Consider the following 18397-nt stretch of genomic DNA (forward strand, 5'->3'; position numbering starts at 1 on the left):
ACAGCATCTTGGCCCCGTGGCGGATGATGCCCTGGCGCTCGACGGCGGACCCGACGGTGAAGCCGGGTACGTCCTGGAGGAAGACCAGTGGGATGCCGAAGGCGTCGCACAGCCACACGAACCGGGCCGCCTTGTCGGCCGAGTTGACGTCGAGGGTCCCCCCCAGCACCTTGGGCTGGCTGGCCACGATGCCGACCGGCTCGCCGCCGACCCGGGCCAGTCCGGTGATCACATTGCGGGCCCACCCGGGCTTCATGGGGAAGAACTCGCCGTCGTCGACGATGACGCGCACGACACGGTCCATGTCGTATGCCCGGCGGGGCGCCGTCGGGACGATGTCGTAGATCTCCTCGCAGCGCCGGTCGACAGGATCGGTGGAGGGACGGACCGGCGGCGGCTGACGGTTGTGCGACGGGAAGAACGACAGGTACGAGCGCACCGCGGCCAGGCACTCGGCGTCGTCGGCGACCTCGAGGTCGGCCACCCCGCTGATCGTGGTGTGGACAGTCGAGCCGCCCATCTCCTCCTCGGACACGTCCTCACCGGTCGCCGCCTTGACCAGGTGACGCCCGCCGAGCGCCATCGACGAGATCCCCTTCACCATCGGCACGAAATCCGCCAGCGCCGGGATGTACGCCGTCCCCGCCGCGCAGTGCCCGAGCATCGCCGCCACCATCGGGACGACCCCGGACAACGTCACCTGCTCACGGAAGAGGGCCCCCGCCGCCGCGAACGTCGACCCGCTGGTCGCCTGGATGCGGGCGCCCGCCGAGTCCAGCAGCCACACGACGGGGATGCGCTGGCGCAGTGCCAGCTCGCGCAGACGGGCCGTCTTCGACTCGCCGACGGCGCCCATGGACCCGGCAAGCACGGTGAAGTCGTAGGCGCACACCGCCACCCGTCGGCCGTCGATCTCTCCCACGCCGGCAACCATGCCGTCGGCGGCCAGATAGCCCCTGCTCGACGTCAGCTCCGGGTCCATCGAGTCGGCGAGCAGCCCGTACTCGACGAAGGATCCGGGATCCAGCAGGATCTCGAGGCGCTCGCGCACGGGCAGCTTGCCGAGCGACCGCTGACGGGCCAGCTGCTTGTCGCCACCCATGGCCACGGCCCGCTCGCGCCGGCCGGCCAGGTCCTCGACCAGCGGCTTCCAGTCGTGCAGCTCTGGCGGGGGCGGCTTGCGGCCGCCGTCCGGTGGGGTGCGCTCGCTCACGCTAGCTCCCGCTCCAGCGAGGTGGCCGCTTCTCGGCGAAGGCGGCGATGCCCTCGCGTGCATCGTCGGTCATGGTCGTGATCGTCAGCATGGGGTGGAGGTACCGGAGCGCCTCGGCGGCGGCCAGGTCCCAAGTGGCGTAGAACGAGTCGCGACCGAGCTTCACCACCGACGGCGGTTTGGCCGCCAGGGTGCCCGCCAGCTCGTCGACGGCACCGTCCAGCCGGTCCACCGGGACCACCGATGTCACGAAGCCCAACCGGTCCGCCTCCTCCGCCCCGACTCGACGGCCGGTCAGCATGAGCTCGAGCGCCTTCTTGGGGGCCATCGAGCGGACGAGGGGGACGGTGATCATGTACGGCCACAGGCCGACGTCGACCTCGGGGGTGCCGAAGCGGGCGTCATCGGCCGCCACCACGAAGTCACAGGCGAGAGCCAGCCCGAAGCCGCCGGCCAGGGCGTAGCCCCGCACCCGGGCGATGGTGGGCTTGCCCAGCTGCCACAGGTCCTCGAACAGCCGGGCCATCTCGCCCCGTCCCTCGTGCGAGGCGAGGAACCCGTCGTCGCCGTCAGCCATGCCACCGAGGTCGGCGCCGGCGCAGAACGCCTTGTCGCCCGCTCCGGTGAGCACCACCACCCGCACGCCGGGGTCGTCCTTGGCCCGCGCCAGGGCCGCCCGCAGACCGGAGATCACGCCCCAGGAGATGGCGTTGCGCCGCTCCGGACGGTTGATCGTCAGGCGCGCCACGCCGTACCCCTGCTCGTAGAGGAGCTCGTCGGCCACCGCCAGGACGGTAGCGTGAAGCGACCGGCGGGGTCACCCCCCGGATCCCAGGGAAGCCAGCAGCCGTGCCCACCGCCGCCATCGTGTCGTTCCGACTCGGCGGGCCCGATGGCGTCGGAGTGGAGGCGAGCAAGTGGGCCTGGGCGCTGGGCGAGCTCGGCTTCTCGGTGCGGACGGTGGCCGGTGAGGGGCCGGTGGAACGGCTCGTCCCCGGCCTGGCCATGGACGCTCCCGATCCACCCTCGACCCGGGAGGTCGCCGACGCGGTGGCTACGGCCGACCTGGTCGTCGTGGAGAACCTCCTCTCCCTGCCGCTCAACCCGGGCGCCGCCGCCGTGGTGGCCAGGGTGCTGGCGGGCCGTCCCGCCATCCTCCGCCATCACGACCTGCCCTGGCAGCGGGCCCGCTTCGCCCACCTCGGTGGTCCCCCGACCGACTCCTGCTGGCGACACGTGACGATCAACGACCTGAGCCGCAGCCAGCTGGCCGAGCGGGCGATCGAGGCGGTGACGATCCGCAACGCATTCGACACCGACGCCTACGACCCGAGGACAGCGCCCGGCGACCGCTCCACCACCCGGCGGGCCATCGGCCTCGACGACCAGACCCGCCTCCTGCTCCAGCCCACCCGGGCCATCGCCCGCAAGAACGTCCCCGCCGGGCTCGCCCTGGCCGAGGCCGTGGGCGCCGTGTACTGGCTCCTCGGGTCGGCGGAGGAGGGCTACGGACCAGAGCTCGAGCGCCTCCTGGGCGGTGCCCGCGTCCCGGTCATCCACGGGCCCGGGCCAGGCGGGCCCAGCACCGAGATGGCGGGGCCCTACGCGGCGTGCGACGCCGTCGCCTTCCCCTCGTACTGGGAGGGCTTCGGCAACCCCACTGTCGAGTCGGCCATCCATCGTCGAGCCCTGGCCGTAGGCGACTACCCGGTGGCGGCTGAGCTCGTTGCCCTCGGCTTTCGCTGGCTGCCGGCCGACGACCCGGCGCCGCTGGCCCGCTGGCTCGGACGCCCCGACCCGGCGGTGCTCGAGCACAACGCCGCGGTGGCTCGGCGCCACTTCGCCCTGGCCGACCTGCCGGGGAAGCTGGCGCGCCTCATCGAGTCGGCCCGTTGGGGCCGCTGGTAGGGATCGGCGGTTTCGTGGCTCCTGGTCCTTGTGGGACGATGCACCAGAACCTGTTTCAGCGCTTCAGGAGGCACGATGGGCAAGGCCGCAGTCCTGATCGGCATCGACCAGCCGCTCGAGATACGCGACGACATCCAGGTCGAGGCGCCCCACGCCGGCGAGGTCAAGGTGCGCATGGCGGCGTCGGGCGTGTGTCACTCCGACCTGTCGATGCAGAACGGCACCATGCCCGCCGGGGCGCCCATGGTGCTGGGACACGAGGGCGCCGGGGTCATCGAGGAGGTCGGGCCCGGGGTGACCAAGCTGGCACCGGGCGACCACGTGGTCATCTCGTGGGTGCCGCAGTGCGGCGTGTGCTTCTTCTGCACCCGCGGCCAACCCCAGCTGTGCGAGCAGGGCAGCAACGCGCTGGCGACCGGCGGGTTGCTCGACGGCACCCCGCGGATGTCATCACAGGGTGCACCGCTGCCGCAGATGGCGGCATCGGGCACCTTCTCCGAGGTGACCGACGTGCCCGAGATCGGCGCCGTGAAGATCCCCGCCGACTTCGACCTCAAGCTGGCCGCCCTCATCGGTTGCGGTGTCCTCACCGGGACGGGCGCGGCCCTGAACACGGCGGACATCCATGAGGGCGACACCGTTGCCGTCGTCGGCTGCGGCGGCGTCGGGCTCAACGTCATCCAGGGCGCGCGCATCGCCGGCGCGGCAGAGATCATCGCCATCGACATGAATGAGACCAAGCTCTCACTGGCCAAGGAGTTCGGCGCCACGGCGACCGTCAACGCCAGCCAGGGGGACCCGGTGAGCCAGGTGATGGACATGACCGGCCAGCGCGGGGCCGACGTGGCCTTCGAGGTCATCGGCCTGGAGAAGACCATCGACCAGACGATCACCATGACCCGACGGGGCGGGCAGGCCATCCTCGTCGGCGTGCCCAAGATGGACGCCATGATCAACCTGCCCGCCTTCTTCGGAGTCGTCCTCCAGGAGAAGACGATCAAGGGATGCTGGTACGGGTCATCCAACGTGCAGCGAGATGTTCCCAGGCTGATCGACCTCTACCAGCAGGGTCAGCTCAAGCTGGACGAGCTCGTCTCGAGGACCATCACCCTCGAGCAGGTGAACGAGGCCTTCGACGTCATGAAGACGGGCGAGGTGGCCCGCTCGGTCATCGAGTACTGAGCCTGAGCCTCCCTTCCGTTCGGGCTCAGGAGGGCGGAGGGAGGTTGGCTCCGAGAGTGTTCACCCATGTCGTGCTTGTGCAGGTCGTCGCCGTGCATGGACCCGAGGTCACGCCGAAGCCTGAATCCGCCTGGGTCGCCTGACCATTGTTTGGCCCTCCGTCGTAGGTCCAGTTGGCGTCGATGCCGGGCTCGACGGACGTCCCTTCGATCCACTCGTTCCAGGTCTCGGTCAGCTTCCATGTGACGGACGCACTGGCCATCGCCTTGGCCGCGGTGGCGAAGGCGACGGGATCCCTGGCCAGGACGTATGGGTCCTGTTCCCGCCAGAAGCCGGGGCTGATCATGTAGTAGTACCGCCCGTACTGATCGGCACGGCTCGTGGGGCCGTACTCATGCCAGCCGTCCACGACCTTGGGACTGACGCCTCCATAGACCACGGGGTCGATCTTCATGTTGACGTAAAATCCAGTGTCGGATCGGGCCTGCCTCCACCGGGTGACGTCGCTGGTCCACCAATCGGCGCAGTTGCAGTCCTTGGCGTTGTACACGAACACGACGGGCTTGCCGCCGATCTTGAGGTAGCCAGGCTGGTTCGCGTAGTGGCTCTTGATGTAGTTCAGGTCGCTGTCTATCTGAGCGACGCTCGGGTCGCCGTAGCCCTCCTGCTCGTAATACACGGCCCAACGCAAATTCGGGTAAGGGTTGCTGGGGTCGGCGGACGTCGCCGGGTTCATGTACCGCATGATGGTGTTGAAGTTCGTATCGCTCGGATCTCCCTGGCCCCACCACGAGGAGATGGCAACAGCCTGGTGGGCTGCCTTCATCTGACCCACCTGCCAGTTGAAGACGTTGACGTCGCTCGAGTTGTACAACTGGGTCGAGGGCGTGAAGGCGCTCGTGTTGTTCACCGCCGGCAGGTAATGGGACAACCAGTTCGCCGGGGGCGTGTGGCTGACGTTGGGGGATACCGAGCCCTGCCAGTGTTGCCAGAAGCTCCCGTCGGACGAACCGTTCGAGTACCACGGATAGAAGAAGGTGGCGTTGTATGGCGCGCTGGGCTCGAAGACGCCGCCGCCTGGTCCGCCCCCTCCGTGGCCGGGTGGAGCGGCGACCGCCGGGGTGCTCGGTGTGAGGGCGGCGAGGAGGGCAAGCGGCGTAGCGAGGATCGCTGCGGCCAAGAGCAGCTCAGCTGGTCTGCGACGCCGTCTCCGGCCTTGCTCTTCCTGATTACTCCCACGTCGGCCCGCAGCACTCGACGGAGCGGTCATCGACGATTCACCCCCCAACGAGGCCGCCGTGCGACGCCGCAACACGCGATGGCGACGGTGCAACCACCTAAATGTCAACGACCCACGCTGAAATTTCTCGACCACATGGTAGCGACCCCTTCTCGGGGTGTACACCCCCCTGTCAGCAGCCGGTCGGCGCCACCACAACTTGCCCGGCGCCGTTGGTGAGGGGGGAGGCTGGAGCCTTGACCGCGCCACCGCCGGCGGCCACGCCGCAGGTGCCGGCGTAGGCGGCGGGCAGCGGGTAGAGCTGCGGCGGTCCCGCCGGGGACCCCTGGGGATCGGGGTCCTCGTAGACGGTCACGCCGGGCTGGGCGTAGACGTTCCGAGCCTCCTGCTGGCGGTACCAGTCCATGGTATGGCCGCCCTCGGTGATGCACGCCTGCTCACTCTTCGTGTCGCCGCTGTTGCAGTCGTACGGGTCCCAGGTCTTGCCCTGGTAGTTGTAGGCGTCGCGGCTCTTCCCGTTGGGCCCTGCACCGCCGCCCTGGTAGATGCTGCGCTGGGCGGTATAGACCCCGATGCAGGTGCCGTCGGCGCACCCACCGCCGCCGGCGTCGGCCACTGGGACCGGGTTCTCGGCGACCGGCGCCGGCGATCCGCCGTGGGCGAGGACCATCAGATCGGCCAGCCAGGTGGTCGTCTGCCCGGGATGCCAGTTCACCTCGAGGTCGCCGCCATCCGACGGGCCGTTGACGGACTTTGTCGTGCCGTACTGGCCGTTGACGCCGTCGTGCTCGCCGACGTCGAGGTTGTCGTCAGCGCCGAAGTAGACCTGTCCTCCCGTGAGAAGACTGGCGGCGGAGCCGTTCGGGGTTCCGCTCTGGATGTTCGGCTTGACGGTGGGCGGCGTTCCGTTCTCGACGTGGGCACCGATAGCAGGCCCCGACGGGGGCGTCCCCGGCCTCTGGCCGTTGGGCGTGACGGATACGTCGACCCCGTGCGGATTCTGGTTCTGTGCCTCCTGATCGCTGCCGACCTGAACGTAGCGACGTCCCGAGCCGTCGGCGACGTTGACCTTGAGGTTGTGGCAGCCGGGCTGGGCCGCCTGGGTCATGTTGGCGTCGGCGTTCGGCGCGCAGTCCTGCTGGCTCGGGCTGTAGCCCCCTGTGCTGACCGCCGCGGCCATGCCAGCTCCGCCGACGACCAGCGCCACCGCTCCCAGCCCAGCAATCCCCACCCTGATCTTGCGCATCGCGCCTCCCAGCAAACCGCGAGCAGACCCCTAGTTACGCCCTCGCTAGTTGTCGTTCGACCCCGCCGGCCCCATACCTGCCGCCAGCAGGCGAATGTGCCCAGTTTTCTGACGCTCGCGTCAGGGTACGCGCGCTATCGGACGCTCGAGTGTGCCGACGGCGACAGCTATTGGCGCGGTGGGAAAACCCGCCGGTACCGCCGACGCCGGGCCTGGACCATCAGCAGCGTGATGCCGGCGTTGGCGGCGGGAAGGGGACGGAGTGGCTCAGGAGGGCGCCGAGACTCCGACGACGGCGTCCCCTGCGGAGCGGCCATGAACTGCATGATTCGCCGCCGGCATGTGGGTTCCTGCCTGAGAACCGCCTGTGATCCGCGTCACCCGTTACCGTGTCACCGATGGACGCTCCTGATCGCCCCCGCGGGCGTCTTCCGACCGGGCGGGCCGGCCTGGCGGGCGATCGCGTCGATCCGACACGCCCTCCGGGGCCCCGGCTGCCTGCCCGTGAGCGCCGGCGCCAGCTGCTCGACGTGGCGCTCGAAGCCTTCGCCGCCAACGGCTTCCACGTCACGTCGATGGACGACATCGCCGAGGCCGCCGGGGTCACGAAACCCGTGCTGTATCAGCATTTCCGGTCGAAGCGGGCCCTCTACCTGGAGCTGCTCGACGACGTGGGCGCCCGGCTGATGGACGCCATCACCAAGGCCACGGCCACCGCCACCGGGCCTCGCCAACAGGTGGAGGCCGGGTTCGCCGCGTATTTCCGTTTCGTCGCGGTGCACGAGCATGCCTTCCGGTTGCTGTTCGGAAGCCTGGCCCGGCGAGACGAGGAGTTCAGCGCCGCCGTCCGCCGCGTCGAGGACTCGATCGCCGGGGCCGTCGCCGAGCGGATCGATGCCGACATCGACACCGCGCACCGCAGGTTGCTCGCCTACGCGGTGGTCGGGATGGCCGAAGGTGCCAGCAGCCACGTGGTCACCCGACGCTCGCTTGCCGCACGCGTCGACGGCACCGACGGGCCCGTGAGAGCCGATCGGGCCGAGGGCGAGGAGATCGATATCGATCCCGACGAGCTGGCGCACCGCATCGCCGAGCTGGCGTGGGCGGGGCTACGGGGAGTGGGGAGCTCGTAGACGGTCGCCGGCGGTCGTCGCCGCCTCGCATGCAGACAGGACCCGCGCCGTGTTGACGATGGCCACGTGGGAGAAGGCCTGGGGAAAGTTCCCCAGCAGGCGCCCGGCCTCCGGGTCGTACTCCTCCGACAGCAGGCCGACGTCGTTGCGCAGGCTGAGAAGGCGCTCGAACAGCGCCCGGGCCTCCGTCGTGCGGCCCATGAGGGCGAGGTCGTCCACCAGCCAGAACGAGCAGGCCAGGAAGACGCCCTCGCTCCCGGGCAGACCGTCCACGTTGGCGTCATCGGTCTGGTAGCGCAGGACCAGGCCGTCGTGGCACAGCTCCCGCTGGATGGTGTCCACCGTCGCCCGCATCCGCTCGTCGGTGGCCGGGAGAAAGCCCACGGCCGGGAGCAGCAGCACGCTGGCGTCGAGCCGGTCGGACCCGTAGAACTGGGTGAAGGCCCGTCTATCGGCGTTCCAACCCTTGGCCAGCACCTCGGCGCGGATCTCGTCGCGCACCGCCCGCCAACGGTCCACCGGCCCGGTCAGGCCGTACTGCTCGATGATCTTGACGACCCGATCCATGGCCACCCAGGCCATGACCTTCGAGTGGGTGAAATGTTGGCGGGGTCCGCGTATCTCCCAGATGCCCTCGTCGGGCTCGCGCCACGCGTGCTCGAGGAACTCGAGCACCTCCATCACCTCGGCCCAGCCCGGCCCTTCGTCGTCGAAGCCGGCCTCCACGGCCAGGTACATGGCGTCGGCGATCTCGCCGTAGACGTCGAGCTGGTATTGGTCGGAGGCGGCGTTGCCCACCCGTACCGGCGCCGAGCCCTCGTAGCCGGGGAGCCAAGGGAGCTCCAGCTCGGTGAGCCGCCGCTCCCCCGCCGGGCCGTACATGATCTGGACCTGGGCCGGGTCGCCGGCGGCCGCCCGCAGCAGCCAGTACCACCATGACACGGCCTCGTGCCCGTAGCCCGTCGCCACGAGCGAGTAGAGCGTCAGGGTGGCGTCCCGCAGCCAGCAGAACCGGTAGTCCCAGTTGCGCACCCCGCCGATCTCCTCCGGCAGCGAGGTGGTGACGGCGGCGACGATGCCGCCGGTGGGCGCGTAGGTCAGCGCCTTGAGGGTGAGCAGTGAGCGCATCACGGCGTCGCGCCACGGACCGGTGTAGGTGCAGGCCCCCGCCCAGTCCTCCCACCACCGTCTGGTCTCGTCGAAGGTGATCGGGCCAGCAGGACGCGGCGGCGGCTCCAGGTGCGACGGTTGCCAGGCCAGCACGAACGGCAGGCGTTCGCCCTCGTCCACGCTGAAGTCGGCCACCGTGGTGAGCCGCTCCCCGTGCGTGGGCACCGGCGACCACAGGAAGAGGGCATCGGGCCCGCCCATGGCGGCGAGGACGCCGTCGAGATCCTGGACCCGCGGCACCAGGGAGCCGTAGTCGAAACAGATGACGAGCTCCATGCGCATGGACACCCGTCCTTGGACCCCCTCGACCAGGCGGCGCACCTCGGGGTGGTCGCCGCGTGCCTCCGGCACGGGCATCCAGTCCGTCAGCCTGACGGTTCCCTCATCGGTGTCGAGCTCGGTCTCCAGCACCAACGAGTCGCCGCAGTACCGCCGGCGCGTGGCGCGCACCGGGGCCACCGGCGCCAGCTTCCAGCGACCGTGGCGCTCGTCTCCCAGCACGGCGGCGAAGCACGCGGCCGAGTCGAACCGGGGCGCGCAGAGCCAGTCGATGGAACCGTCCCGACCGACCAGCGCCGCGGTGTGGGTGTCGCCGATGACCCCGTAGCCCTCGATGGGCAGCGCCACGCTCCCCCCTCATTCCGCCTGCCGCCTGCCGTCTGCCGCCTCGAAGGCAGCCTACCGGTGCCCGCTCAGGAGATGGAGCTCAAGTGAACCACGTACCACTCGCCGCGCCACGAGATGAGCGACGCCACCGCGAACGACTGCGCCCGGCCGTCGATCGTGTAGCGAATCCTCGTGCCGTACACCCGCCAGTAGCTGAGCTTGTTGTACTCGACCCCGGGCGTGATCCATTCAGCTTGGTACTGCGGCACGTCGATGCCGACGAGCTGCGCCTGTGCGGCTTTCGGACCGAGGCTCCGATGAAGGGAGTGGATATCGCGCGCGTACGCCGCCACCAACCGGTCCTGCCAGTCGTCGGCAGGGTCCGAGATGGCCTTCACCTGAAGGTACGCCGTCAGCGGGAAGAAGAACGGCATAGCCGACCTGGGGTCGTCGTTCACCACGCCCTCCCACAGGTCGTTGACGCCGGTGTCGAACAGTGCACCGCCGGCCACCGGCTTGTCCCCGGTCTGGGGCAGCGTCCCCGGGTCGGCGCTGGTGGTCGTCGTCGGGGCGGTGGTGCTCGTGGTGGTGGGCGCGATGGTCGGGGGGAGTGTCGCCGAGGCGGCGCGGCCGCCGGGCGAGCTCGTGGTGCTGCAGGCTGCGAGGGCGGCTCCGGCCAGCATGGCGGCGATGCTGCCCGCGACGGGGACTCGCCCGGACTGCTGACGCTGCCGGGGGCCCCTGATCACGGCGGGCCACGCTAGTGGGCAGGGGTGCTGCGGCCCTCGATTGGCCCCTGACGGGTGCCGAGCGGGCGCTACAGCAGATGGTGGCTGAGATCGCCGAAGAGGTCGCAGATGATGTGACGTTCGGCGAACCGCCAGGTCCCCTCGGGACCCTCGAACCGGTCGTGGTACCGCCCGGCGATGATGGGCTGGAGCGCGATCTCGGGCGTGGCCTGGAGCACGGTGAAATACGACCGCGCCCGTGCCGTGGCGGCCCCCTCGTCCACCTCGATGACGAGGTTGGTCGTGACGTGCTTGGTCTTCGGCGTGCCCGTGTCCTCGTAGAGGCGGGTCGACCGTCGGTACATCTCGAGGACGTCGTCACGCCCGCCCCTGACGGCGTCGGTGCCCTCGGCGGTGATCGTGCCGGCCGCGAACAGCTCGGCGACGCCCTCGAAGTCGCCGGCGTCGATTCGCTCTGCATAGGCGTAGACGAGGTGGGCGATAGCCGTCTGGACGTCCATCGTCACGGTCAGGGGTCCTCGGGCTCCAGGACGGCGGAGGCGAGCATCACGAACAGCTCCCCTACGAGCCGGCGGTAGCGGGGCGAGTCCTCCTCGTCGATGGCGGCGAGCTGCGTCAAGCCCTCGATCGCGGCGCGGCTGAGGTCGGCGAAGTCGCGCGCCGATATCTGCGGCTGCACGCCGCGGCGGGCCCACTCCTCTTCGATCAGGCGCGCCACCTTCTCGCCGCTCTTGCGCTCGAAGTCAGCCAGTCGCTTCCGCACCTCACGGTTCCTCAGGGCGGCGAGGCGCAACTCGAGGGCCAGGGTCGGCCAGTTCGACGTGATGCGCGTCGCCGACTCCCAGGCGGCGGTGGCGGCGACGGCATCGGTGACCGGGTCGGCGCGGCCCGTCTCCTCCATTGCAGTCATGACGGCGCCGAGCTGGACGTCCATGTAGTGGTCGAGCACGCCGAAGAGCAGCTCCTCCTTGCTGCCGAAGTTGGAGTAGATGGCGCCGCGGCTGAAGCCGGCGACCTCGCCGATCTCCTCCAGCGAGGCGCCGTAGAAGCCCTTCTGGGCGAAGACCTCGGCGGCCCCTTCGATCAGGGTCTTGCGCGTGAGCTGGCGGCGCCGCTCGGGCGTCAGCTTCTCCACCGGCATCACCCCATCATGCCAGGGCTCGTCAGCCTTGACTTCTAGATACAGAGATGTATATTGAGAACAGCAACGCACTGAACCGACAGAACTGCATCAGGTGGTGGCGTGTGACGGAGAACGAAGCCGTGCAATGGGTGCGCCGGCGGCTCGAATTCGAGGCCTGGTTGGACGCCCTGCGGGCGGCGGCGTCGGGAGCCGCCGGTCCGCTCCCCCGCTCCCCCGATGCGGGCGACCTCGTTACCGGCGCACCGGAGCGGTGCGCCCCCGCGACCTCAGCGGTACCACCAGAGGGCCGCCTTCCTAGGGGGTCGCGGCCGTACGTCCTCACGAAGGAACAGGGTGGGCAGGACGCTGCCGTCCGAGAGCCGGCGGATGCGGTAGCCGCCGGGGAGAACCTCGGCGATGTCGAAGCCTCGGCTCCAGGTGCCGGTGAACCGGTTCCGCACCTCGACGCGCCTGCCCGGGCCGAGCGACTCGAGGTCTGGTGAGGCGGCGGAAACCCCTGGATCACCCATCGCCCTCCCTCGGCTGAGGTTGGTGCGGGGCAGGGTAATTCAACGGCCGCCAGAGGGTCAACGACGCTGGAGGCACTGACGACCGCAGGGCGGATGCGTAGTGTCCTACACAGGACCAGGGCAGGAGACGAGGAGGTGTCGTCCTGATGGAGACAGAGGTGGAGGAGATCGCCCAGGGCATCTACCGGCTCTCGACGTTCGTCCCCGATGCCAACTTCATGTTCAACCAGTTTCTGGTGGACGCGGAGGAACCGCTCCTGTTCCACGCCGGCCTCCATGACCTCTTCCCGCTGGTGCGCGCGGCGGCGGCGAGCGTCGTGCCGGCCGAGCGTCTGCGCTGGATCATGTTCGGCCACGTCGAGGCCGACGAGTGCGGGGCCATGAACCAGTGGCTGGCGGCAGCGCCCAGGGCCGAGGTCGCCCATCCGGCGATGGGCTGCATCGTCTCGGTGAACGATCTGGCCGACCGGCCGCCGCGTCAACTGGCCGACGGCGAGGTCCTCGACCTCGGCGGCAAACGGATCCGCAGCATCGACACCCCCCACGTCCCCCACGGCTGGGACGCCCACGTGCTGTTCGAGGAGACGACGGGCACGCTGCTGTGCGGCGATCTGTTCACGGCCATGGGGCCGAGCCCGGCCCTGACCGAGGGCGACCTCCTCGAGCCGGCGATCGTGGCCGAGGACGTGTTCCGGGCCACATGCCTGACCCCGGACACGGCTCCCACCATCCGCCGCTTGGCCGGGCTCCAGCCGGGCACGCTCGGCCTCATGCACGGCCCGTCGTTCACTGGCGACGCCGAAGCTCAGCTTTGGGCGCTGGCCGACGCCTACCAGGCGCGCCTCACCTCGGCCCTCGGAGCAGCGAACTAGGCGATCAGCCGTCGATCGGGTGGAGGAGGACCAGCGGTATCTCTCGAGTGGTCTTTCGCTGGTAGCCGGCGTAGTTGCGGTGGTCGGCAGTGACGAGAGGCCACAACCGGGCCCGCTCCTCAGGGCCGGCGATCTCGGCCCTCATCGGCTGTGCCGGCTTGCCCCCCACCGACACGGTGACCTCAGGCTTGTCCCGAAGATTGAGGTACCAAGCGGGATGGTGGTCGTCGCCTCCCCGCGACGCCACGATGACGATCGTCGACCCTTCCTGGTAGGGCGAGGTCAGCATGGTGGTGCGGAGTTGGCCGCTGCGCCGCCCGGTGGTGGTCAGCTCGAGCACCGGCATCCCGGACGCTGACCACCCGAGCCGGCCGCCCGTGGCGGAGAGCACCAGGCGGTGGACGCTGTTCATCGCTTTCAGGCCGAGGTCGGAGGGCACGGCAGAGATGGTAGATGATCCCTTTGCTAGCGGATGACGCCCCGGCCGGCGATGAGGGGAAGGTCGAGGGCGGTGACCCAACCGGGCCCGCTGGCGTTGACGGCAGGAATGGCATTGAGGGCCCGCAATCCGGTGGCCAGGCAGCCTCCGGCGATGGGGTCGCCATCGGTCGAGCGGAACGCCGTCTCCTGGACGATCGACGGGCTGCCGTCGATCTCCACCCGATAGCACTCGGGCGTGTTGCCCCTGGGCCAGTCGGGTGCGGCGTCGGGGCCGATGCGGTTGACGTGCTCCAGCACGATCCGGGGCTCGCCTCGGTAGAGACCCTCGATCTGGAAGCGGATGGCGGCCACGTTCCCGGCCTCGATCGTCCCCTTGGCCGACGGCACCGGCTTGTCGGTCACCCACTTCTCCCAGGTGGTGGTGATGTCGTCGAGCTCGATGCCCACCGCCTCGGCCATCATCGGCACCGTCCCTCCCCACGCCATGACGAGGATCTCGGGGATCTCGAGTGTCGACGTCTCCTTGGGCGGCCGGCCGATGCCCATCTCGGTCTCGTAGTCCCCGGTGTACGCGGCGTAGTCGAGAAGCTCGAGCGCCCGGACCGACCGCACCTCGCCGCAGAGGCCCATCAGCGTCATCGGGAACAGGTCGTTGGCGAATCCGGGGTCGATCCCCGTCGTGAAGCAGGATGCCCCGCCCTCGGCGCAGGCCTGCTCGATGGGCTCGACCCAGTTTGGCGGGTTGCAGGACGCTCGAGGCCAGACCCACGGGGTCATGGCGGTCGACACGACATCGATCCCGGCGCGCAGGAACCTGCCGATGAGCGCGATGTTGTCATCGGCGTGGGCGGCCGTGGGCCCGTAATGAGCCAAGGCATCGGGAGCCTGGACGAGCAGGGACTCGACGTCATCGGTGGCGATGATGCCGCACGGTGCGAGCCCGCAGATCTCGCCCACGTCGCGACCGACCTTGTCGGGACTCGAGACGCCCACCCCGACGAGCTCGAACTCCGGATGCCCCAGGATCTCGGCGATGACCATCTTGCCGACGTACCCGGTGCCCCACACCACCACCCGCTTGCTCACCTTGGCCCTCCGACAGGTCGAAGGCTCTCGGGAGACCGCTCCGACCTCATCATGGCCCAAACCTATCCTTGAAGATCCGAGACTGGTCCCCGGGTCCACGAGAGTGGGGTGCCAGTGCCCCGGTACGTGCGGTCGAGGAAGCGCTGATGCAAGGTCCCGCCTCGAGCTTCATCCCCGCCGCTGCTCGAGCGGCGTATGTGGGTCTGCCAGCCGCGCTGATCTGGGACCTGTCAGCGCAGGGCTAGCGATCTCCCGCGGCGGCTGCAACCTCCGCCTGACACGATGGTGCGGTGACCACACGTGGCGAGCTGGTCGAGTTCGTGCTCACTTGGGAAGAGCACGGCATTCCTCCCGCCGCAGGGCGGGAGCGGGCTCATCGTGGGTGTTGAGCGGCCGGTGGCAGGGTCGATCGAGGACCTGCTCCAGGGGGCAACTGACCGCCGGCCCATGACCGCAGCCGACTCGAAGTCGGGCGCCCGCTTCGAGCGGGTGTTGATCGACGGACGGCCCCACGTCGTCAAGCACCTGCACGTCGACGACGACTGGATCATGCGCGCTACCGGAGACCTGGCCTGCCGGCCCGTGCAGGTCTGGCGGTCGGGAATCCTGGACCAGCTGCCGGCGTGCATCGACCACGCCGTCGTCGGCGCCGCCGCCGGCCTGGGCCGGAATGGCTGGGGCGCGGCGCTCCTCATGCGGGACCTGTCGGCCTCGCTCGTGCCCGACGGGAACGGGCCCGTGCCCCTCGATCAACACCTGGCTTTTCTCGATCACATGGCCGCGCTCCACGCCACGTTCTGGGGATGGGCCGACTCCGTCGGGCTCGCGCCGCCGCACCACCGGTACCTCGAGTTCAGCCCCGAGGGCGTCTCTCTGGAGGCCCACCGGGGCTGGCCCGATCCGGTACCACCCCTGATCATCGAAGGCTGGAAGCAGTTCGCGACGATCGGGGGCTCGATCGCCGGCCCGGTCACCGACCTGGCCCGCGACCCGTCACCACTGGTGGACGCCCTGTCAACGGTGCCGAGCACGTTGCTGCACGGCGACTGGAAGCTCGGCAACCTCGGAAGCCTCCCGAACGGACAGACCGTGCTGCTCGACTGGGCCGTGCCCGGCCAGGGATGTCCCACTGCGGAGCTTGCGTGGTACCTGGCCATAAACGCCGCCCGCCTGCCACACAGCAAGGAGGCGGCCATCGCCGCCTATCGTGCGTCGCTCGAGCGCCACGGCGTCGGGACCGCGAGCTGGTGGGATCGAGGGCTGGCGCTGTCCCTGCTCGGCGCTGTGGTCCAGTTCGGCTGGGAGAAGGCTCTCGGCGGCCCCGGTGCCGAGCTGTCGTGGTGGCTCGGCCGCGGCACCGAGGGCCTGGCTTGCCTGTGACCGTCCACTACGAATCGCCCCAGGCCTGGGCGACGAGCTCGGACCCCGCTTACGAGGCGCTGAGCCGGGCGGTCGTCGCCGCCACTCCCGTCTCGCTCCGCGGGCGGTCCGTGCTCGATCTCGGGGCGGGCACGGGAGCCACCAGCCGTGCCCTCGACGCCGCTGGAGGCCGACCGGTCGCCCTCGATCTCTCGGCCGCCATGCTGGCCCACGGTCACTCCAGCCGCCCTCCGGCCGTGGTCGGCGACATGGCCAACCTGCCCCTGGCCAACGCCAGCGTCGGAGGCGCGATTGCCGCGTTCTCGCTCTCGCACGTCGAGGATCCCGGTGCCGTGCTCGCCGAGGCTCGACGGGTCACGGTGGCTGCGGGACCGGTCATCGTCGGCGTCTTCGCCGAGAACGGCGCCCGCCACCCGGCCAAGGAGGCGGTCGAGCGCGCCGCCGCCCGGCGGGGCTGGACCCCGCCGGACTGGTACACCCACCTCAAGACGAACCTGGAGCCGCAGGTGAGCGACGGTCGGGCGCTCGCCGGTCTGGCCGCAGCAGCGGGCCTCGCTGCGGTAGGCCTGACGGAGGACAACGTCGACGCCGGCTTGGACACGGCCGACGCGCTCGTTGCCTGGCGGCTGAGCGGCCCCGCGCTGGCCGACTTCGTCGCCAGCCTGCCGCGGCGCGAACGCGATGCGTTGACCGTCGAGGCAGTGGCCGCGCTCGGCTCGGACGTTCCCGGACTTCAGCTCAGGGTGCGCATCCTCGCCAGCGTCGTTCCTGCCGCCCGCTGAAGGCTCTCGGCCTGCTGTTCTCATGCTGCCGGGTTCGCGAGAGCTGGTTCGGGCGTGAGGGCGGGCGTCGCCTGCTGCTGGGGCTGCCGCTTGGCGGTGAAGAGGGCGGCGAGCACACCGAAGCCGGAGAAGGCGACAGCGACCCAGAGCGCCGGCGTGAATCCCTTGGCGAACGTGGCTGGTGAGGCGTAGACGCCGTGACGGGCGAACACGCTGGCAAGGACGGCGACACCGAGGACGCCGCCGAGCTCTCGGATAGTGCTGTTCGTCCCCGAGGCGACCCCCGCTTCGGAGATGGGGACCGCGCCCATGATGGCGTTGGCAACCGTCGGAAAGCAGAACGAGGTGCCGATGCCGGCGATCGTGAGCGCCACGCCGACCTGCACGTAACCGACGCCGGGGGAGGCGATGAGGGCGACCCACGCGAGGCCGAGCGCCTGCAGGGCCAGGCCGAGCGCCATGAACGGACGGTTGCCATAGCGGTCTGCCAGCACGCCGGCGATCGGCGCGACGATCAACGGCGGCACCGACCACGGAAGCAGCCTCACCCCCGCCTCCAGCGGCGAGTAGCCCAGGCAGATCTGGAAGAACTGGGACATCAGGAAGAGCGCCCCGAACAGTCCCGCGTACATCAAGAAGCTGACCGCGTTGGCGCCCGCCACGGTGCGGTCCCGGAAGGAGCCGAGGTCCAACATCGGTGCCGGGGCACGGCGCTCCCAGGCGAGGAACGCACCGACCAGTGCTGCCCCAGCGGCCAGCGTCATCATGACCTCGGCGCTGGTCCAACCGACTGCGTTGGCCCGCACCAGCCCCCACGTCACGGCCAGTGCGCCCGTGCCCGCCAGCACGAGGCCGATGATGTCGAGCTGCGGGCGGGGACCGAAGCTCTCGGCAAGCCGCCTCGCTGCCAGCGGGATCAGCGCCACGCCCACGGGCACGTTGAGCCAGAAGATCCAGTGCCAGCTGATGCCTGTCACGACGGCGCCGCCGATGACGGGCCCGAACGCCACGCCGAGGCCGGTGATCCCACCCCAGAGCCCGATGGCCGCGCCCCGCTTCTCTGCAGGAAAGGCCTCGCTGATCAGCGTCAATGAGAGCGGGAACACGATCGCCGCACCTGCGCCCTGGACCGCGCGGGCACCGACCAGCACGCTGGCGGTGGGCGACAGCGCCGCGAGCGCCGACGCCCCGGTGAAGAGCAGCAGACCGATCGTGAACATGCGCCGGCGTCCGAACCGGTCACCGAGTGCTGCGCCTGTCAACAGAAAGCAGGCGAACGACAGGTTGTAGGCGTTGACCGTCCACTCCAGGCTCTGGAGGCTCGAGTGCAGGTCGGCCCGCAACGCCGGTAGAGAGGTCGTCACGACAAGGGTGTCGAGCGCCGTCATGAACACACCGAGCGAGGCAAGGACAACCGTCCAGGTCTTGTGCGGCTCGTGGCGCCTTCGCTCGGCCACGGCAACACGTCGATTGAGCATGATCATCTCCAGGTTGGTTACGCCGCCCACCTGGCGGCCTCACCAACACGACGCACGGCCCGAGACGATTTGGACACCGCCCCTACGGCTCACGGCGGCTCCCTCCCACCTCCGTTCCCGCCCAGTAGTCCCGCCTGGCGGTCCTGCTCGGTCTTGCGCTGGTGGCACTCGTAGCAACGGCCGGCCATGTTGTCGCGACTGGTGCGGCCCCCGTTGGCCACCGGATCGACGTGGTCGCGCTCGATGCCGTGGCGCTTG

18 protein-coding genes are annotated in these 18397 nt (G+C 70.0%); 6 read left to right on the plus strand and 12 right to left on the minus strand.

The window, feature by feature from the left end:
* Nucleotides 1–1213 (minus strand): carboxyl transferase domain-containing protein (locus VH112_01745; GenBank protein HEX4538938.1); only part of this gene is annotated, 1213 nt, incomplete at its 3' end.
* Nucleotide 1214: 1 nt separating this feature from the next.
* Entirely contained in the window at nt 1215–1997 is a 783-nt protein-coding gene (locus VH112_01750) for an enoyl-CoA hydratase-related protein (GenBank protein HEX4538939.1), read from the minus strand.
* A gap of 65 nt (nt 1998–2062) precedes the next feature.
* On the opposite strand from VH112_01750, the gene VH112_01755 reads away from it, so the two are divergent.
* A complete protein-coding gene (locus tag VH112_01755) occupies nt 2063–3121 on the plus strand; it encodes a hypothetical protein (protein ID HEX4538940.1) in 1059 nt (352 codons plus the stop codon).
* A 75-nt stretch (nt 3122–3196) separates the two neighbouring features.
* The gene (locus tag VH112_01760) at nt 3197–4303 is read left to right on the plus strand and encodes a Zn-dependent alcohol dehydrogenase (GenBank protein HEX4538941.1); all 1107 of its coding nucleotides are present in this window, start codon (nt 3197–3199) and stop codon (nt 4301–4303) included.
* Between the two features lie 25 nt (nt 4304–4328).
* On the opposite strand, the gene VH112_01765 is transcribed toward VH112_01760, so the two are convergent.
* Both VH112_01765 and VH112_01770 read right to left on the minus strand, forming a co-directional pair.
* Nucleotides 4329–5483 carry a hypothetical protein gene (locus VH112_01765; GenBank protein ID HEX4538942.1) on the minus strand — a complete coding sequence of 385 codons (1155 nt, stop codon included), beginning with the start codon at nt 5481–5483 and terminating at the stop codon, nt 4329–4331.
* Between the two features lie 232 nt (nt 5484–5715).
* A complete protein-coding gene (locus tag VH112_01770; protein ID HEX4538943.1) occupies nt 5716–6789 on the minus strand; it encodes a hypothetical protein in 1074 nt (357 codons plus the stop codon).
* 398 nt (nt 6790–7187) lie between these two features.
* On the opposite strand from VH112_01770, the gene VH112_01775 reads away from it, so the two are divergent.
* Nucleotides 7188–7922 (plus strand): TetR/AcrR family transcriptional regulator, encoded by a 735-nt coding sequence (locus tag VH112_01775; protein HEX4538944.1) that lies wholly within the window; start codon nt 7188–7190, stop codon nt 7920–7922.
* Here VH112_01775 and VH112_01780 read toward each other — a convergent pair.
* The 5 genes from VH112_01780 to VH112_01800 all read right to left on the minus strand — a co-directional run bounded on the left by VH112_01780 (nt 7899) and on the right by VH112_01800 (nt 12100).
* Nucleotides 7899–9719 carry a glycoside hydrolase family 15 protein gene (locus tag VH112_01780; GenBank protein ID HEX4538945.1) on the minus strand — a complete coding sequence of 607 codons (1821 nt, stop codon included), beginning with the start codon at nt 9717–9719 and terminating at the stop codon, nt 7899–7901. The two genes, VH112_01775 and VH112_01780, sit on opposite strands and share 24 nt — an antisense overlap.
* 65 nt (nt 9720–9784) lie before the next feature.
* Nucleotides 9785–10447: a hypothetical protein gene (locus tag VH112_01785; GenBank protein ID HEX4538946.1), complete on the minus strand. Its 663-nt coding sequence runs from the start codon at nt 10445–10447 to the stop codon at nt 9785–9787.
* Between the two features lie 68 nt (nt 10448–10515).
* On the minus strand, nt 10516–10947 hold the full coding sequence (locus VH112_01790) for a nuclear transport factor 2 family protein (GenBank protein HEX4538947.1): 432 nt from the start codon (nt 10945–10947) through the stop codon (nt 10516–10518).
* Nucleotides 10948–10955: 8 nt separating this feature from the next.
* Nucleotides 10956–11588 carry a TetR/AcrR family transcriptional regulator gene (locus tag VH112_01795; GenBank protein ID HEX4538948.1) on the minus strand — a complete coding sequence of 211 codons (633 nt, stop codon included), beginning with the start codon at nt 11586–11588 and terminating at the stop codon, nt 10956–10958.
* Between the two features lie 269 nt (nt 11589–11857).
* The gene (locus VH112_01800; protein HEX4538949.1) at nt 11858–12100 is read right to left on the minus strand and encodes a hypothetical protein; all 243 of its coding nucleotides are present in this window, start codon (nt 12098–12100) and stop codon (nt 11858–11860) included.
* A 146-nt stretch (nt 12101–12246) separates the two neighbouring features.
* On the opposite strand from VH112_01800, the gene VH112_01805 reads away from it, so the two are divergent.
* On the plus strand, nt 12247–12972 hold the full coding sequence (locus tag VH112_01805; GenBank protein ID HEX4538950.1) for an MBL fold metallo-hydrolase: 726 nt from the start codon (nt 12247–12249) through the stop codon (nt 12970–12972).
* A 4-nt stretch (nt 12973–12976) separates the two neighbouring features.
* Here the strand turns inward: VH112_01805 and VH112_01810 are convergent, their stop codons facing one another.
* Together VH112_01810 and VH112_01815 are read right to left on the minus strand one after the other, a co-directional pair.
* Nucleotides 12977–13411, minus strand: coding sequence for a nitroreductase/quinone reductase family protein (locus VH112_01810; GenBank protein HEX4538951.1), 435 nt, complete (start codon nt 13409–13411; stop codon nt 12977–12979).
* 26 nt (nt 13412–13437) lie between these two features.
* Nucleotides 13438–14499: a hypothetical protein gene (locus VH112_01815; GenBank protein HEX4538952.1), complete on the minus strand. Its 1062-nt coding sequence runs from the start codon at nt 14497–14499 to the stop codon at nt 13438–13440.
* Nucleotides 14500–14895: 396 nt separating this feature from the next.
* Between VH112_01815 and VH112_01820 the strand changes: the two genes are divergently transcribed.
* Together VH112_01820 and VH112_01825 are read left to right on the plus strand one after the other, a co-directional pair.
* Entirely contained in the window at nt 14896–15879 is a 984-nt protein-coding gene (locus VH112_01820; protein HEX4538953.1) for a hypothetical protein, read from the plus strand.
* The gene (locus tag VH112_01825) at nt 15876–16661 is read left to right on the plus strand and encodes a class I SAM-dependent methyltransferase (GenBank protein ID HEX4538954.1); all 786 of its coding nucleotides are present in this window, start codon (nt 15876–15878) and stop codon (nt 16659–16661) included. Before VH112_01820 ends, VH112_01825 begins: the two co-directional genes overlap by 4 nt.
* A 20-nt stretch (nt 16662–16681) precedes the next feature.
* Here the strand turns inward: VH112_01825 and VH112_01830 are convergent, their stop codons facing one another.
* On the minus strand, nt 16682–18169 hold the full coding sequence (locus VH112_01830; GenBank protein ID HEX4538955.1) for an MFS transporter: 1488 nt from the start codon (nt 18167–18169) through the stop codon (nt 16682–16684).
* Nucleotides 18170–18397 lie beyond the last annotated feature (228 nt).

Source organism: Acidimicrobiales bacterium, assembly GCA_036270875.1.
Classification (GTDB): Bacteria; Actinomycetota; Acidimicrobiia; order Acidimicrobiales; family AC-9; genus AC-9.